15 protein-coding genes and 1 tRNA gene are annotated in these 16,812 nt (G+C 41.0%); 11 read left to right on the forward strand and 5 right to left on the reverse strand.

What is annotated here, in order from left to right; all coding sequences use genetic code 11:
• Window positions 1-144: 144 nt before the first annotated feature.
• The 4 genes from tgt to HQK88_06085 form a co-directional block, all read right to left on the reverse strand.
• Window positions 145-1,260, reverse strand: coding sequence for a tRNA guanosine(34) transglycosylase Tgt (gene tgt / locus HQK88_06070; protein ID MBF0616367.1), 1,116 nt, complete (start codon window positions 1,258-1,260; stop codon window positions 145-147).
• A 387-nt stretch (window positions 1,261-1,647) separates the two neighbouring features.
• Window positions 1,648-2,553 (reverse strand): GGDEF domain-containing protein, encoded by a 906-nt coding sequence (locus tag HQK88_06075; protein ID MBF0616368.1) that lies wholly within the window; start codon window positions 2,551-2,553, stop codon window positions 1,648-1,650.
• Window positions 2,550-3,080, reverse strand: a complete 531-nt coding sequence (locus tag HQK88_06080) for a 4-vinyl reductase (GenBank protein MBF0616369.1) — start codon at window positions 3,078-3,080, stop codon at window positions 2,550-2,552. The genes HQK88_06075 and HQK88_06080 overlap by 4 nt, the downstream gene beginning before the upstream one ends.
• A 21-nt stretch (window positions 3,081-3,101) precedes the next feature.
• Window positions 3,102-4,070 (reverse strand): chemotaxis protein CheV, encoded by a 969-nt coding sequence (locus tag HQK88_06085; protein ID MBF0616370.1) that lies wholly within the window; start codon window positions 4,068-4,070, stop codon window positions 3,102-3,104.
• Between the two features lie 169 nt (window positions 4,071-4,239).
• Here HQK88_06085 and HQK88_06090 point away from each other — a divergent pair, with 169 nt between their 5' ends.
• From HQK88_06090 to HQK88_06140, 11 genes are all read left to right on the forward strand, one after another.
• A complete protein-coding gene (locus tag HQK88_06090; protein MBF0616371.1) occupies window positions 4,240-4,677 on the forward strand; it encodes an Hsp20/alpha crystallin family protein in 438 nt (145 codons plus the stop codon).
• Between the two features lie 17 nt (window positions 4,678-4,694).
• Window positions 4,695-5,177: a metallophosphoesterase gene (locus HQK88_06095; GenBank protein ID MBF0616372.1), complete on the forward strand. Its 483-nt coding sequence runs from the start codon at window positions 4,695-4,697 to the stop codon at window positions 5,175-5,177.
• Window positions 5,178-5,332: 155 nt separating this feature from the next.
• On the forward strand, window positions 5,333-5,992 hold the full coding sequence (locus tag HQK88_06100; protein ID MBF0616373.1) for a hypothetical protein: 660 nt from the start codon (window positions 5,333-5,335) through the stop codon (window positions 5,990-5,992).
• Window positions 5,993-6,365: 373 nt separating this feature from the next.
• Entirely contained in the window at window positions 6,366-7,175 is an 810-nt protein-coding gene (locus tag HQK88_06105) for a heme-copper oxidase subunit III (protein MBF0616374.1), read from the forward strand.
• Between the two features lie 8 nt (window positions 7,176-7,183).
• Window positions 7,184-8,011, forward strand: a complete 828-nt coding sequence (locus HQK88_06110; protein ID MBF0616375.1) for an SCO family protein — start codon at window positions 7,184-7,186, stop codon at window positions 8,009-8,011.
• A gap of 20 nt (window positions 8,012-8,031) precedes the next feature.
• Entirely contained in the window at window positions 8,032-9,009 is a 978-nt protein-coding gene (coxB, locus tag HQK88_06115; protein MBF0616376.1) for a cytochrome c oxidase subunit II, read from the forward strand.
• A 28-nt stretch (window positions 9,010-9,037) separates the two neighbouring features.
• Window positions 9,038-10,630 carry a cbb3-type cytochrome c oxidase subunit I gene (locus tag HQK88_06120; protein MBF0616377.1) on the forward strand — a complete coding sequence of 531 codons (1,593 nt, stop codon included), beginning with the start codon at window positions 9,038-9,040 and terminating at the stop codon, window positions 10,628-10,630.
• An 84-nt stretch (window positions 10,631-10,714) separates the two neighbouring features.
• Window positions 10,715-12,052 (forward strand): cbb3-type cytochrome c oxidase subunit I, encoded by a 1,338-nt coding sequence (locus HQK88_06125; GenBank protein ID MBF0616378.1) that lies wholly within the window; start codon window positions 10,715-10,717, stop codon window positions 12,050-12,052.
• A 102-nt stretch (window positions 12,053-12,154) separates the two neighbouring features.
• Window positions 12,155-12,880 carry a Crp/Fnr family transcriptional regulator gene (locus HQK88_06130; GenBank protein MBF0616379.1) on the forward strand — a complete coding sequence of 242 codons (726 nt, stop codon included), beginning with the start codon at window positions 12,155-12,157 and terminating at the stop codon, window positions 12,878-12,880.
• Between the two features lie 19 nt (window positions 12,881-12,899).
• Window positions 12,900-12,975 (forward strand) — tRNA-Ala (locus tag HQK88_06135).
• 509 nt (window positions 12,976-13,484) lie between these two features.
• Entirely contained in the window at window positions 13,485-13,934 is a 450-nt protein-coding gene (locus HQK88_06140) for a hypothetical protein (protein ID MBF0616380.1), read from the forward strand.
• 469 nt (window positions 13,935-14,403) lie between these two features.
• Here the strand turns inward: HQK88_06140 and HQK88_06145 are convergent, their stop codons facing one another.
• The gene (locus HQK88_06145) at window positions 14,404-16,764 is read right to left on the reverse strand and encodes a tetratricopeptide repeat protein (protein ID MBF0616381.1); all 2,361 of its coding nucleotides are present in this window, start codon (window positions 16,762-16,764) and stop codon (window positions 14,404-14,406) included.
• Between the last annotated feature and the right edge of the window lie 48 nt (window positions 16,765-16,812).

A 16,812-nucleotide genomic window follows, 5' to 3' on the forward strand; every position in this document is an offset into this window, starting at 1 on the left:
TCAGAATTATTTATTATACGAAACAATTTATAAACAAACTTACTTTTTATAAGCAAATATCGTGCCAATTGGGTTTTTAAGCTGCGGATGCTCTATAACTTAATATTTCTCTGCCCTGCTATTATACCGGTCGGCAATACAATATCAGACAGGAGAGGGCTTTCCTTTATCGTAATACATGGCAAGCCAGTTTTTCTTGAAATCGTAAAACCTGTGTTCTTTTATGGCAGTACGGATTTTATCCATAAGGTCAAGATAGAAGTGAAGGTTATGTATAGTGTTTAGCCTCATAGATAGGATTTCACGGCATCTGTAGAGATGGTTAAGATAGGCTTTGCTAAAATTTTGACAAGTGTAGCAGCTACAATCCGGGTCAAGCGGGGATTCATCGGTTCGGTACTTTGCTCCCTTTATGGTGATACGGCCTCTTGAAGTCAACAGAGTGCCGTGTCTTGCTGTTCGGGTTGGAATCACACAGTCAAACATGTCAAAACCAGCGCTTACTGCATTTAAAATGTCCTCTGGAAATCCTACCCCCATCAGATAACGGGGCTTTTCCTGCGGCAACTCATCTTCCATATACTCCACTATCTCATACATCAGCTCCCTGGGTTCGCCGACACTCACCCCGCCAAGAGCGTAGCCCTCAAAATCCAGCTCCCTAAGCTCATGTGCGCTCTGTAAACGTAAGTCTTTAAATACTCCCCCCTGAATGATTCCAAACAGGCTTTGACCCTGATGCGGTGTGTTTCTGCAGATTTTAGCCCACTTTGATGTAAGCGCCATAGACTCTTGTGTGTATTGATATGTGGATGGGTATGGGGTGCAGTCATCAAAAGCCATGATTATATCAGCCCCAAGAGCCGTCTGAATTTGTATTGCCTCGGCAGGCCCTATGAAATGCGTTGAGCCATCCAGGTAGGATTTAAAAACCACTCCCTCAGCGGTTATTTTTCTAAGGGGTGAGAGACTGAATATTTGAAACCCGCCGCTATCGGTTAAAATTGGTTTGTGCCAGTTGATAAACCTGTGCAATCCGCCAAAATTAGAAATAAGTGAGCTCCCAGGCCGCAGGTACAAGTGATACGTGTTACACAGAATTATCTCCGCTCCCAGGCCGGTAAGCTCATCAGGCGTTACCGCTTTTACAGTTCCCATGGTTCCTACAGGCATAAATACCGGTGTTTCTATTGTTTTACCTCTTACACTTATGGCCGCATGCCGGGCTTTTCCGTCCGTTGTCAATAATTTAAAGTTCATCCGGTAAAAAGTATATCATTATTCAGGGATTCCTAACAAAGTCTGTCTGAAAATCGTGGTATGCTGTGTCATTCTGTGACAATGTGTGTCATATTTATAACACTTTATGTCAATATAGTGTAGTTTTAAAGCAGATAAGTTCTTGATTTTAATAATTATTTGGTTTGGCATGAAATGTGCATACATATATGCGATACGGTTTTACCGTGTTGCAATTTTCCCTAACACTAAAGTGGGGTCGGACCCTCGGTATCTGTTATGTAATTTTACGTAATATTTGCTGGGCAGACCCCCAACCTTTTCTCTTTTTACCCGTGGTTTCTTGTTGGTACGCCTTAGTATGAAAAAAATGGAAACAGCGTTAAAGGAAGGTTTTCAGAGTTGTTTCTATGTCTCCTGACATATTTTATTACGTCCGGTACGTTTTGCTCTGTACAATGCCTCATCAGCACGGCTAAGCAGGGTTGCCTGCACATCACCTGTTTTGAGTTGGCTGACCCCTATGCTGACCGTTATAAAAAACTCCTCGTTTTCATATTTGACAGGTGTTTTAGCAAGAGTAACCCGTATCCGCTCTGCCACTGCCACTGCATCAGCAATCAAGGTCTCAGGCAGCACAACGGCAAACTCCTCTCCCCCAATGCGTCCCCAAAAATCATTAACCCTCAGCCCTGATGTTTGTACAATACGTGCCATTGTGCGCAACGCCTCATCCCCTGCCCCATGCCCACGGGTGTCATTAACAGATTTAAAATTATCGAGGTCTGTCATCATCACACTGAATACGTGGCCATACCGGCGGGAACGCTCTAATTCTGCTGCCATAAGTTCCATAAAGTATCCGCGATTGTTAACACCTGTCAGGGGATCAGTGTGCGCCATTTTTCTTAACTCTTGCTCCCGCATATTGAGCTTAGTCATAGAATTATCCAACTGCTTTACCATAGCGTTAAATGCCTCGGAAAACTCGCCCATAAAATCCACCCGCTGTGTGAAATCCCCTGAGGCGATTGCTTTGGTCTGCCATGTCAGATGACGCAAAGAGGCCTGAAGTCCTTTTACTGTTCCTGCGATGTAGCCTTTTTTGCGCACAGGATAGTTAAGATCCCCAACGGAGGTTGCCAGTATAGCATTACGTACCTCAAGCAGTGATTCATAAAGGTGTAAGAAACCATCAATATTGATAAACTCACCAGGAGGCTCTGCCGGGACAGCCCGTGCATCAAGCAAAGTTTTAAGTGATTTGAGCACACCGTCAACGGATGCTAACGGTTCATCCGATGTGTAGTTCACGGCTCTGCTTTAACCGCCTTTGCCGAAAAACGACAGGTACGATCCCCCGTGCACCAGCAGTCAATCTCTTTTACTTTAAACTTCATACCTGAAAAACTCTCCAGAAGTGCTGCTATAAAACCCTCGTCATAGACGCAAACCTCGTGGTCAAGCTCCGGTAATCCGGAACAGTCCAGATCCTCAGACACAGTAAGGACAAACTCCCCGGCCTCCACATCGGCCTGTTCAAGCCGCAAGATGCCGATTCCCATATCTTTCAGCACCTGTTGCAGCTCCCGGACAAACTCACCAAGGTCATTGGTTGGCGTCAGCTTATTAGCGTAGAATTCTTTACCGGAAAGATTGCCGGCTTCGTAAAAAATCCGGTCAGTCATTTCCGTACCTACGTGGCTTTCAAGTACATCCCGAAACGTAAACAAGAGCAGGCGATACACCTCAAGATTGGTCTTGTTGCCGAGATTTGGGCGCCCAGTTGCAATGTCGCCCAAAAGTTCCCATGAAAATTTATACTTTCTGTCATCAGCCATTAGTAATATACTCCTTTTGCCTCAGTTGAGGGATGTGCTTTTTTTCTTGTTTATCAAAGAGGTTATTCTATCACGTACCATGCCGGCAATCTTGTCGGGATCAAACTTGCCGATAAAATCATCGGCACCTGCCTGCATGGCTTTCCCCACGTTAGACTCTCCGGTCATAGAGCTGTGTAAAACCACATAAAGGCTGGAAAGTTTAGGGTTTTCCTTTATCCTCCGGACAAACGAAAAACCATCCAGCCCCGGCATTTCTATGTCAGAAATTATCAGATGGAATCTGTCACTTATTAGAATGGTATCTTTTGAAAAATCCTCCAGCATCTGGTACGCTGTCACGGCACTATCCAAAAGTGTATAGGTCAGCCCAATCTGCTCTAACACCGACTGAACCATGGTCCTTGCCGCCCTTGAGTCGTCAACAACGAGCACGTGGTAGTCCTTAAAGTTAACTGTGTCCTCAATAAGTTCCTCTTTGACTTTATCTGAAATTTTGTCATCAATACCAATTATTTCACCAAGAATTTTCTCTATGTCAAGAATCTGAACCGCCTTGTCCTCTTCAATATATGTGAGGGCTGTGAGGTAGGCCGATTTTCCCATTACCGAGGAGGGACTTTTAATATCTGACCAGCTTTTGTTTATCAGAGCGTTAGGTTCTTTAATTAAAAAACCGTGCACACTTTGGTTGTATTCACATATGATTACATAGCTTATAGTGGCTTTGTAATCAAATCTGCCCATTCCCAATGCATCCGACAGGTCTATTGTAGTTATGGCTTTCCCTCTGAAGTTAATTGTCCCCTTTACAGAGGGGTGAGAATTTGGCATCTTAGTGATTTTTGACGGACATTCTATTACCTCTATTATCTTAAATACGTTTATTCCATAGAGCTGTCCATCTGATAAAAAAAACGTCAGCATCTCCATCTGGTTAGATGCGGCAAGATTTGTACGCTGGTTGACCTCCTCCATTAATTCGCTCATCTTAACTCCTCCCTGATAATTAATTTTATAATAGCGTACTTCACTCTCTTTCAAGCTTTGAGTTGTATTATAGCACATTGAAAATTAAAGGTTATACATGATACCATATAAAAGGTGGATCGTTTGACGGTGAGAATTATGAATGACGGCTGACAGGGGGTGTTTATAAATGGGCGGAAAATATTGGGATGACATGGAGGAGTTCATGTCTATTCACGAACGGGTAAAGAAACTGTTTCACAGCACCGATGGCGACGCACTAACCCAACAGTCATGCGCATGGAGTCCACCTTTCGATATATATGAAACTGAGAAAGAGTTTCTCGTCAAAGCCGATATTCCGGCTGTCGATGAGGAAGATGTGTCTATAAGCACGGAGGACAACGTGCTAATAGTAAAGGGACAGAGGAGACCCGACACAGACGCCGGTAAGGAATTTTACCACTGTATGGAGCGGAACTTTGGGAGGTTTATGCGCTCCTTCTTTCTCCCCGACACGGTTGACTTCGGTAACATCAATGCAACTCTTATTGACGGTGTGCTGACAGTTACCCTTCCAAAACGTGATGATAAGACTGTAGAGCAAAAAATTAAAGTTACCTTTTAAAAAGGATATTCTTACGTATGCTTGTTGGAATAATGAGTGATTCACATGATAATATGGATAATCTCAGGCGTGCCGTTACGGTGTTTAATAAAAGAGGTGTATCAAAGGTTTTTCATGCCGGGGATTTTACATCCGGCTTCACCTTCAGGGTACTTAGAGATTTAGAGGCTGAGTTTACCGGTATATTTGGCAACAATGACGGCGATATATACTTGTTAAACAAACACTCTTCCGGCAGAATTTTTAAACAGCCTTATGAATTTATGCTTGATGGGAAAAAAGTGGTCATGATTCATGAGCATTTTTTAGTTAAAGCTCTTACAAACTCAGGGCTCTATGATATTGTCATATTCGGACATACTCACGCAGCACTTAAGGAAATGGCAGGGGGCACGCTTGCTCTAAACCCAGGGGAGTTATGTGGATGGCTTCATGGCAGCTCTACCGTGGCCGTTTTGGATACGGATTCACTGGAGGCTGAGATAATCAGGCTTGGCTGACATCTTGACAAAGAAGTGCTGCCACTGATAATATATTTCGATTTATGGCGCATTGTCATAAAGAGAGATCTGTTGTAACTAAAGTACTGAAAGGGCTCTGTACAGGGCCTAAATATATATAGTGACTTTAAACACAAAACAGGAGGAAAGAAAATATGTTCGGAGAAGTATTAATGAGAAAACAACAGTATCTGTCAGCAGTGAAAAAAATGAATCTGCTATTTTTATCAGTAACTATTTTGGCGGTGTTTTTTTATGCGTCTATGGGGTACGCAGGTGTAAATACACCCGAGACGCAAGCTCAGCCTATTCCGGATTCAGAATCTGTTACAAAAGGTTTCAAGGATACTGGCAAGTCAGGGCCAAGCAAAGAAGAGACAATCGCGTTTATACAGGAAAGATGCGATAATCTGAAATATATGGACGATAAAATTGTTGACAGAGTGTATCTTGAGGGATGTAATCTGGTGCTTTTGCAAACATACGGGAGGTTTGGACAAAAGGATACACAAAAAGTGAAGATAACAATACCTTTGGCTGATATGGACCCTTTAGTTATCAGACTGGGTTTTGACCCAAACCGTGTACTTTACACAGGCTTTATTAACTCAGGAGTTCAATTGAACTCAAAAGATGAGCAGAATAAGATAACTGTATTTAAAGAATATTATGATTCCGAGGGCAAGTATAAGAAAGAGGAGTCAAAGGCCATTAATGCTATATTTCACTGTAAGAATGAAACCGTTGCGCAGAAAGTTGCAAATGCTGCTGCACACTTAATAGAAATCTGCGGCGGTAAAAAAGATCTGTTTTAGTTTTTTGTAAAAGGTAATAGCCTTTGTAGTTAACTCTCTGCTAACAAAAAACCGGACTTTTGGGGGTTAACAACCCCCATACAGTGCGGTAAACCACGCTTTTTAATATATCCTTAACTAATGATATACCTAAATTAAGTCCATAAGCATTTCAAAAAATTTTGCATAAGCAAGGTTAAACTCTTGACAAATATGGGCAAAATCATATAAATTTATTGTGACTTAAGTATTATTAGGAAGAGAAATCGGCAAAAGGTCGGGAAAAGAGACCTTGACACAGGTTGCCGGTTTCACATGTCGGGCTTACTAAAGTAAGAAAAAATGCTCCTTTACGGGGTATTACAAAATTGTTCTAAAAATGGAGGGTTTAGACATGGAAAATGTTGCGCATGGCGGCATGCATGTGTCAGGAGGTATTCATCACGAAGTAGAGTTGAGCGCTTGGCCTTTTGTTACGGCCGTAGGTAGTTTCCTATTACCTATTTCTTTTATGCTTGCTTTTTCATGGGGGATATCACATTTGGGTCTCCTTGTAGCGGGGATTGCTCTGGTTGTTGTTCTGGTCGGACTTTTTGGCTGGCTTAATGAGGCTCATGCCAAAAAAGGCGAGACCTCTATAAGCAAGATAGCTATAATTATATTCATATGTTCTGAGGTAGCACTTTTTGGAGGATTGTTTGCTGGATACTTATACACCCTTTTGCCTGCCGGAGTGTGGCCGCCAGCCAATACACCTGCAGGTGTGCCTCCACTTGGACTTGCAGTTTTGATGACTGTTTTTCTTGTTACCTCTTCTGCCACCATACATAATGCTGAGTCGCAGCTTGAAAAAGGCAGCACAGGGGGCACCTCCGCGTGGCTTATGGTGACCACAATTTTGGGCCTTGCTTTTGTACTGTGTATGGCTTATGAGTGGCATCACTTAATCTCCGAGGGGTTTACTGTCTCTACAAATGCATATGGAATGTTTTTCTTTCTCATAACCGGCCTCCACGGCTCTCACGTTATCGTAGGTTTGATTATGCAGTTGTTTGTCCTATTGATGGTAAAGCAAGGGAGAGTGTCAAAAAACAGGCATGTTTTTGCAACTGTAACTGGTTTGTACTGGCACTTTGTTGATGTGGTCTGGTTATTGGTTGTTTCGTTGATATACGTAATTCCGTACGTTAAACTCGGGCAATAATAGCCTTTATGCGTATATTGTTTTTGATTTTGTTGCTTTTAATAGCGGCACCAGCAGAGTCATTTGTGCCAAGCTCTGGCACTTCGACGTTTGATTCTCAGTCGCTATTGATTAACGAGGACGATTATCTGGGGAAAAGTGTCCCTGATATATCGTTTACCGATGAAAAGGCAAAGCAGTTTAAACTGTCTGATTTTGCGGGAAAGCCTCTGCTCCTCTCTGTCGTCTATTACAGGTGTTACCAATCATGCCCGATTTTGAACGAGGGATTAAGCACAGCATTGTCAAAGGTTAATCTGAGGCTTGGAAAAGACTACAACGTTATCACAGTGAGTTTTGACCACACAGAGACCCCCGTCTTAGCCGCCCAATTCCGCAAAAATCTTGAAATAAAAATGAAAGGCGAGGTTCCACCTGATTTTGAAAAGTGGATTTTTGCTGTAAGCACAGAGCGTGACATCAAGGCACTGACAGGTGCCACTGGTTACAGGTTTTTCTTTTCGACAGAAGACAGGCTCTTTGTTCACCCAAATGTCTATATCTTTCTCTCTCCGGAGCGTAAGATAACGAGGTACCTCTTTGGCCTTTACCCATCAGCGTTTGACGTAAAGATTGCTCTTATTGAATCAGCAAAGGGTAAGGTCGGGAAATTTCCGCTTATTAACACCTTTGCTCTTGCCTGTTACATGTACGATCCAAACAGCAAGGGTTACCGCCTTAACCTGCCCGTGGTGTTTGCCTCTATGGGGTTTTTGCTTGGAGCACTTACAGGGCTTATCGTTTTTTTATTTTCCAGAAATCTGAAAAAAAAGAAAGGGCTTATAATAAGCCGTTAAATTTTGAAGGAGGGTTAAAGATGAATAGGGTTATTATGTTAATTGCCGCACAACTTGCTTTGTTTGTGTTGCCTGCGGTTGCAATGGCAAAAGAAAGAATTCCTGATCCGGCAAAAGGGTGGGATGCGCATTTTATTCTGTTGATGGTAATTTCGGTCTTTGTTTACCTTGTTGTAACCATTCCTCTACTCTACTTCGTCATCAAGTACAGAAGACGGAAGGGCAATGAGGTTGGAGCCTATATTGAGGGCAACGTTGGACTTGAAGTGACGTGGACCGTTATTCCTCTCATATTAATAGCTCTTATCGGAGTTCATTCGTGGGCTCTTTTTAACGACTACAGAACCGTGCCTAAAGATTGTTTCGAGGCTAAGGTAATAGCTCAGCAATTTTCTTATGAGATGATCTCTCCTGAGGGAATCAGAACTGTAAATGAACTAAGAGTACCCGTAGGTCCTGTGAAGGTGAGCCTGACCAGTAAGGATGTTATTCACAGTTTTGCAGTTCCGCAGTTCAGGGTACGTGAGGATATGGTGCCGGGGCGTGAAACTTACCTTTGGTTTAATGCTAAGGATCCTGGCACTTACGAGGTGTTTTGTTCTCAGTACTGCGGAACAGGACACTCTCAGATGCTTGCCAAAGTTATTGTACTTACAAAAGAGGCTTATGATGCGTGGGTAAAACAAAACACAGCAGAAGCCGCTGCCTCGCTGCCGCCTGAGGAACAAGGCAAAAAACTTTTTGAATCTCTTGGTTGTATAGGGTGCCATTCTGTAACTGGCGATAAGAGCGTCGGCCCGACCGTTAAAGGGCTTTTTGGCAACAAGACCGCACTTACCGATGGCACAGAAGTTATTGTAGATGAGGCGTTTATAAAGGAAAAGGTAAAGAATCCAAAGGGAAAGGTTGCTAAAGACTACCAGCTTATGATGCAGCCTAACAACGTGATGGATACAGACCTTAACGCCATAGTGGCATATGTAAAGACACTTAAGTAAGAAAAAATTAAGAGGAGGTTAATAGATAATGAATGAACCGAAGGGATTTAAATCGTGGTTGTTCACAACGGATCATAAAAAGATAGGCATTATGTATCTTGTGACTGCAATGATCTTTTTTGTGGTTGGACTTCTGCTTGCAACTGTTATGAGGATAGAGAATATGGATATGAGCCGGCAGGTGATTATTGGGCCGCAGCTTTATAACGTTGCCTTTACAATTCACGGGGCTGCAATGGTGCTTTTCTGGATGATACCGATTTTACTTGGTTTTTTTGCTAATTACCTTGTGCCTCTTATGATAGGGGCCCATGATGTGGCATTTCCCAGGTTGAATGCTCTAAGCTATTGGCTCTACGTAGGCTCCGGACTTATAGCAGTGATGGCTCTTGTTATGCCGGGCAGGCTTGACACCGGATGGTGGGCCTACCCCCCGTATTCAATAAAGACAACGGCAAACATAGCATTCTACGTTTTTGCTGTCCATCTGCTTGGAGCCTCCAGCATAGCAGGCGCCGTTAATTTCATCACAACAATAGTAACCTTAAGAGCGCCCGGGATGACCTGGGGCAGGTTAAACCTCACCGTATGGGGTATCTTTGGTGCTTTTATAATTCAGTTGGTAGGAGTTCCTGTGCTTGCGGCGGGCGTTACGCTTTTGCTATTTGACAAATACCTTGGCACATCGTTCTACGATGCCTTTAAGGGCGGCTCTCCGATTCTCTATGAGCATCTTTTCTGGTTCTATGCCCATCCTGCAGTTTATGTTGTTGCCCTGCCGGTATTTGGAATAGTGTCAGATATTATATCAACATTTTCACAAAAGAAGGTCTATGGGTACACAAGCATGGCTGTTGCAATTATGATTATAACAGTGCTTGGGTTTGAAACATGGGTACATCACCTCTATGTTGCCAGCACAGAGAACTGGTCAAGAGTGTTATTTATGTGGGCAACGATTCTGATAGGAGTTCCAACGGGAATAAAGACTTTTAACTGGCTGGCTACTCTTCATAAGGGCTCAATTGATCTCAAAACGCCGATGCTTCATGCGCTTGGTTTTATATCGCTTTTTACTATAGGCGGTGTAACCGGTATAGCCAACGGCTCTGTAGGATTTGACATTCACGTCCATGACACCCACTGGGTAGTGGCTCACTTCCATTACGTTTTGGCAATCAGCATGTCCATGCTGTGTATAGGCGGAATTTACTACTGGTTTCCTAAATTTACCGGTAAGATGTACAACGAGTCTCTTGGAAAGTTTGCTTTTTGGCTTACGTTAATTGGCGCTATGATAGCGTTCCTTCCGCAGTTCCACCTCGGTATTGAAGGCATTCCGAGAAGGTACTGGAAAGTGCCGATAAGGTACTCTGGTGAGATGAGGATAGCTGCAATATTTTCTTTCATAGCGATTCTTGGGTTTTTGCTGACCATATTTAACATTTTAAAATCAGCGATAAGTGGCCCGAAGGCCCCTGCTAATCCCTGGAACTCAAAATCCCTTGAGTGGCAGATACCCTCACCGCCTCCATTTTATAATTTTGAGGAAATCCCCGTCATAACCGAAGGACCGTATGAGTATGGTAAACCTGAGGGTGATGTTAAAAAGGGGCATTGATATAACTTATTGAGTAATGAATTGGCTGGATTCTTGCGAAAGCAGGAATCCAGTTTTTTATTAACTATAAATGGGAGGCATAAAGTGAGCATTAGTCGTGTATCACTTGTTAAGGGTTGGCTGTATCTTGGCATAACAAGTCTTGTTCTTGCAGGGATGCTGTCGATAATATTGGTTTTTTCAAGAACTCCCTACATACAAAACATTTTCCCTTTGATTAAGGATTTTAGGGTGGCACTTGTCGTGCATGTGGACTTATCGGTGTTGATTTGGTTTGTTGCTTTTGCAGGGGTGTTGTGGAGTGTTTATGGCGGCGAGAGGCTGTTGAGGGTTGGGGTAGTGTCATTGATTTTTAGTGCGTTGGGGACTTTAATAGTTGCGCTTAGTCCCTTTTTAGGAGCAAGCCATCCGCTTATAAATAACTATGTGCCGGTTTTAAATGACAGGGTGTTTTTGGTTGGCATTGCATTATTTTTACTTGGGTTTTTTATTCTTTCTTTGAGAAGTTTGATTGTAATAAGGGTGGAGGGGGCATTTAAAAGCCTTGATGCAGCACTCCATCTGGGACTAAAGCTTGCAGCCGTCATAGGGCTTATGTCAATACTTGAGATAGTTTACACGTATTTTAAAATACCTGTCAATTTAGCTGAAACGCGGTACTACGAGATATTGTTTTGGGGGGGTGGGCATACACTTCAGTTTATGCACACACTGCTTATGCTCATAGCGTGGGTGCTGTTGGCTGTGGAAAGCGGTATAGATTTTCATAAATCTTCACCTTGGGTGTTTGCCACGCTATTTTTGGCACTTTTTGCAGGCTCTCTTGGAGGCCCTTACATTTTCGCTACAACGTCAGTGGAAACAGTTGAGTTCAGGCAGGCATTTACTGAGCTAATGGAGTGGGGTGTGGGTTATTCGGTTGTAGTTTTAGCGTTAATTATAGTTTACAGCCTGATAAAAAGCAAAGGGGGAACTGACAGTAAACATATTCGGGCAGCACTTATAAGTTCAATATTTTTATTTGGAGCCGGAGGGACTATCGGTTATTTAATAAGCGGTGTAAACGTAACAATTCCAGCCCATTATCATGGTGCAATAGTAGGAGTAACGCTTGCCTACATGGGGCTTGTATATATGTACTTACCAAGGTTAGGTTTTAGCAGAGTACCAGCTAAGTTAGGGGCAATACAGGCGTATTTGTATGGCATTGGGCAGTTTATCCACATAACAGGGCTTGCATGGGCAGGCGGATACAATGTGCAGAGAAAAGTTACCGGAGTTGAGCAGGGCCTAGACACTATCAAAAAAATTGCCAGCATGTCGCTAATGGGAATAGGCGGAGTGTTGGCAGTTGTTTCAGGGTTTTTGTTTCTTTATGTGACAATAAAAGCACTTGGCAGTAAAGGGACCTCTGTAATTTGACATGGCTTTTAACTAATTATTATGATATAGATTATAGAAATAGTGGTTATTATAAGGGTAGTATGAATAAAACATATAAGTAAAAAGACTGGGAGGTTGGAGATGGTAAAGGGCAACGGTACGAAGGGCAGACATAAAACGCACGGTTGTAACATAGAACAACTCCGGCAACTTCCATGTCTTGCACAGATTAGGGACGAGGATCTTGAAGATATTGGGCGGAAATCATTTGTAAAGAAATACTGTAAGAACGATTTTATTTTTTTAGCATCTGATGAGGTTAAGTTTTTCTTCATAGTGGAAAGTGGCTCTGTCAAACTTTACAAGAACTCAGAGGAAGGCAGAGAGATAGTGATTAAAATAATGGGAATGGGTGAGCATTTTTGCTGTGCGCCCATATATGCAGATAATAAGAACATGGTAAATGCAGTAGCATTAGAGGACACGACAGTATTTGCAATACCTGCAGATGACTTTACATCTATGCTTCATAGCGGTTTGTCAGAATTTGGAGTAAAAATGTTAAGGACATTGTGTATGCGTGTGAAGCATTTATCGTCAATAGTGGAGAATATAACTTTCAAGGATGTCGAGAAGAGGGTTTTAATGGCTATTATGAACTTAGCTGAGCTTAAGAGCCCGGGTACAGATACAGTACCACTGACATTGACACATCAGGAGATAGCATCCATGACGGGGACAGTCAGAGAGGTTGTTTCGCGTACTATGAGCAAGCTTCGGAGGTGCGGCATACTGTCACATGGCAACCAGAGGGAGTTTATACTAAACAGACAAACTGCTGCTGAGTATTTAAAGCATCAGCATTAATACAATAGAACTACAGTTTGGGCGGTTAGCTCAGTTGGGAGAGCATCACGTTCGCAACGTGGGGGTCGGGGGTTCGAATCCCCTACCGTCCACCAAAATTATTGTTTATAATCAATGAGTTATCTTTCTAAAACCCCTAAAAATACCGTCACCAAACCGTCACCAGCTTTTTTTTAGCCCTGTTTTTTACCGCTGTTTTATCTTTTTTTTGATTGCAGAGGTTAAGCAAATTACTCTGAAAAATACTTGCTACGGTATCTGAAAATTGCTCTCTGTTTGATGTTTGCTTTACGGTTGTGTGTTCAGGTAAACCATTGAGGTGGATTAAATTAAAATAAATTGTGGTATATACCCGTTTTAATGTCCTTAATGTCCTAAACTCTTGATTTATGCCGCTCTATAGACAGTACATTGAAATGCAGAAAAAACGAATGTCCTGAATGTCCTGATGACTTTATCATAACGTTAGGAAAAAGTACCGGTAGCAGAGTAACTCTTGACTAATCCATCTTATTTTGATACTATAAAAGAGTAGAGACATCGGAAGGGTCTGTATAAAAGTGCCTGTCGGGCATTTACAAAATGACAAAGTGAGGAATACACAATGGTTGACACCGAGAAACTTGCGGAAGTTGCAAACCGCATTAATCAGAAGTCAGACGATTTACAAACAACTCTCCAGAAAATTCAGGACAAAATTAATGGTCTTAACATTGGTCTTGAGGTGTGGTTAAGTAACCCAATATTAAGCCGTGAAACTCCGTCAATAGTCACTGACAGAAGATGTACTCTTGATGTTTATCTTGGTTATGCAAAAACTTTTTCTGGATGGGGACTTGTCTCTCAGGAAAAAGTGTACAGCCAATCTTTAGGAGATGATGATGAATGGATACACGATTCCTGCAATGAGGCACAACCACTCTTAAAGTCATCAAGAGCAATTCGTATTGCGGCGCTTAAACATTTACAGGAGTTAATTGATGAGATTGTTAGAAGTGCTGAAAACTCAATTAATGAAATTGAGAAGGCAAAACTACTCGCTGACGAGATGTAATAAATATTAACCTTTCCCTTCCGGTTGTCTCAAATACAGCCCTTTGGCTTTGCCCGAGGGCTTTCTGTTTTTATGCAGGGCTTCCTTTACTGACACTGTTTACCGGCTGAGGCTACAAGGACGTAATACGTCTCACTGCACGTCACTCGATGCACGATAAAAACGATATTTATTTCTACAAAAAGTACCGACAAAAGCGACAAAAGTATCAGGGCACATAATCAGTCGGTGTCAATTTGTAACCTGCTCAATTTTGAGGAGCTAAATAACGTGAAAAAAAATATATATATTTCATGAAAATGGCAAAATAAGTGGCAATGTAGCATAGAGCAAGGAAATAAGCCGGTTTATTCCATGCAACAAATAAAAACAGAAGTAGCACTATGTGGCAATGTGGTAGTGAGTGGAATATTTCCAGACCCAACCAATTGAAATTTTTGTATCCGTACCCTTAGATCTGTTTGATGTCTTACCATTGAATATCGTTAGACTTTAGATAGTTTTGTGCTTCGCTGTTACCAAGTCGTGCCGCCGTCTTGTAATCAGATATTGCCTCGTTGTGGTCTCCATGTGCTATATAGGCATCCCCTCGTTTAAGATAAGCCTCAGCATACTTAGGGTTTAACGCTATAGCATCTTTATAATCATCTATCGCAAATAAATACTTTCCTTTGTTAAAGTAGTCATTACCATCTTCAAAGTGTTCTTTAGCATTTTTTGAATCAATCTCAACACTCCTTTTCCCCTGATTCTCGTCTGTAGTTTGAATGTTTTCTTTTTGTATATCACTCAAGTTTTTTTGGTAAGGAGCTTTAACCAATTCAGCCTTAGTTCCAACGAGTTTCTCATCATCATCTTTTGGTTTTTTTACGTTCGATTCTGTATTTAATTTGGCTTCTAACTCTATACTAATCGGCTGTGTATCTGGAGTTATTGCTACATTTTTTTTAAGCATTTTCCAAAGAGGTTCTAAGCCTTTTTTACGATTAGAGTAATATTCTGCTCCTCTTATTCTACAAAATTGCCAGCCACACCTTTCTAAGACTTTTTGTCGCATTAAATCATTCTGCAATTGTTCCACTACATGATATTTATCTCCGTCACACTCTACCGCAATCTTTATTCCGTTAGGCAACACAACAACTAAATCAATTCTGTATTTTGCAACCTTGTATTGAGGTATTACACTGTAATTGTTTGCAACTATGTCGTTATATACGTCAACTTCAAACCAACTCTCAAAAGGTTTAGGCTGTGTTCCAAGTGCTCTTTCAATTCTGTTTTGCAGAGAAATCGTTTGATGTTTGTAGTTAATAAAATGGTCAAGCAATTTGTATCGTAAATCCTCTCTATTGACTAAATCCTCTAATTGAATTGAATGGAATAGCCACATCTGCTCCTTTGCCCGACTGGCTGCTACATTAAATCTTCTTTCATCTGCAGGTTTTGTAAATGCAGCTCTTTTGTGATTATGAGCAGTCACTAAACTTAAAAACATAATGTCTCTTTCATCACCTTGAAAACTTGCTGATGTTCCACATCGAATGTTTCTTTCTCTATATTCGACTTCACCTATTTTGTTAAGAATTAAGTTATCAATCAAATCAGCTTGTTTATTGCCTTGTAACGTTATCACGCCAAAAGATTTATTTTTATAACTGTCATCTTTAACAAGTTCAGCAATCTTGCTTGCTATCTCATTTGCTTCAACTTTATTAGTAATGTTTTGAAGCGTACCTTCAACATAACCTTTTTCACAATATACCGTTTCTAATGGTTTTAGTCTTTTTTCAAAGTATTGCTTTAGAGGGTACAATCCTATACCATCGGGAGCATAAAAATATTTGTTTGAAAATTCAATTATCTCAGGCATACACCGGAAGTGCTCCCGTAGTACTACTATATCATCACAAAACCTTCTTGCATGATCAAAAATACTAAATTCAATCCCAAAGTAATTAGCAAATGGAAAACCTTGTAGGTAACGGGATATATGTGGTATCATAATGTTTGCGTCTATACCTATATATTCTGGTGATGTTTGTTTATCATCTCCAACTATTATTATATTTTTAGAGATATACAGAAGGAATATTGCATCTGGCCCTAATTGGCTTGCCTCGTCAATTATCACATAGTCATACATTCCCTGTTCAGGTGTTACTGTTTCTGCAACCTTATACATAGGCATGACCCAACACGGAACAGAGTTTTTGCATTTTTCCATTTGGCTTTGAGCTACCTTCATAAATTTTTTAGCTTTCTTGCCTGTTCCTGTTTTCCCAATTTCTTTAACAGCATCGACCCATGCTTGTAAATGCTGCCGTAACATTTTGTCTTTTTTTAGTCTTTCTAAAATATAAAACCAAGCTTTTTTAGATGCAATTTCACCTATATATTTTTCCTCTTGTTTTTCCAGCTCTGACAACTTATACGTGAGTTCTGCTTCTAAATTTTTATCTAAATATTTTCGTATTTTATTAAGTGCATTTTTAAAGTAAATAGCATCTTTAAGCTGAGGGAGTTTTGATATTTCTATAGTTCCTTTTAAAATATCATCAGTTAATAAAGGTAAGTTTTCTTTTAGACTATGTTCTATTTTTTTATAATTGGCATATTTTTTATCTTCAAAATCTAAGGTATCAATTTCACAGAGAAGTTTCTCATATTGCTCAACGTTAACTTCTGTAATCGCATTAATTAAGTCGTTTGCTATTTGGTGTATATTTTGTATAGAAAGATATTTTTTTACCTTTGATATATTTCTTTCATATTTTTCTTGTTGAGTAATTAAGTTTGCATAACACGTTTCTATTATTAAATCGGCCAATATTTTACTTTCACAACTCGTGACTCTTATGTCTGATAAAGATTCCAT

The sequence above is a fragment of the Nitrospirota bacterium genome (genome assembly GCA_015233895.1).
Lineage (GTDB): Bacteria > Nitrospirota > Thermodesulfovibrionia > Thermodesulfovibrionales > Magnetobacteriaceae > Magnetomonas.

What these genes read in the sequence shown, in the direction of transcription:
- tgt (MBF0616367.1), bottom strand. Translation starts at nt 1,260, where the DNA reads ATGAACTTTAAATTATTGACAACGGACGGAAAAGCCCGGCATGCGGCC.
- HQK88_06080 (MBF0616369.1), bottom strand. Translation starts at nt 3,080, where the DNA reads ATGGCTGATGACAGAAAGTATAAATTTTCATGGGAACTTTTGGGCGAC.
- HQK88_06085 (MBF0616370.1), bottom strand. Translation starts at nt 4,070, where the DNA reads ATGAGCGAATTAATGGAGGAGGTCAACCAGCGTACAAATCTTGCCGCA.
- HQK88_06090 (MBF0616371.1), top strand. Translation starts at nt 4,240, where the DNA reads ATGGGCGGAAAATATTGGGATGACATGGAGGAGTTCATGTCTATTCAC.
- HQK88_06095 (MBF0616372.1), top strand. Translation starts at nt 4,695, where the DNA reads ATGCTTGTTGGAATAATGAGTGATTCACATGATAATATGGATAATCTC.
- HQK88_06100 (MBF0616373.1), top strand. Translation starts at nt 5,333, where the DNA reads ATGTTCGGAGAAGTATTAATGAGAAAACAACAGTATCTGTCAGCAGTG.
- HQK88_06105 (MBF0616374.1), top strand. Translation starts at nt 6,366, where the DNA reads ATGGAAAATGTTGCGCATGGCGGCATGCATGTGTCAGGAGGTATTCAT.
- HQK88_06110 (MBF0616375.1), top strand. Translation starts at nt 7,184, where the DNA reads ATGCGTATATTGTTTTTGATTTTGTTGCTTTTAATAGCGGCACCAGCA.
- coxB (MBF0616376.1), top strand. Translation starts at nt 8,032, where the DNA reads ATGAATAGGGTTATTATGTTAATTGCCGCACAACTTGCTTTGTTTGTG.
- HQK88_06120 (MBF0616377.1), top strand. Translation starts at nt 9,038, where the DNA reads ATGAATGAACCGAAGGGATTTAAATCGTGGTTGTTCACAACGGATCAT.
- HQK88_06130 (MBF0616379.1), top strand. Translation starts at nt 12,155, where the DNA reads ATGGTAAAGGGCAACGGTACGAAGGGCAGACATAAAACGCACGGTTGT.
- HQK88_06140 (MBF0616380.1), top strand. Translation starts at nt 13,485, where the DNA reads ATGGTTGACACCGAGAAACTTGCGGAAGTTGCAAACCGCATTAATCAG.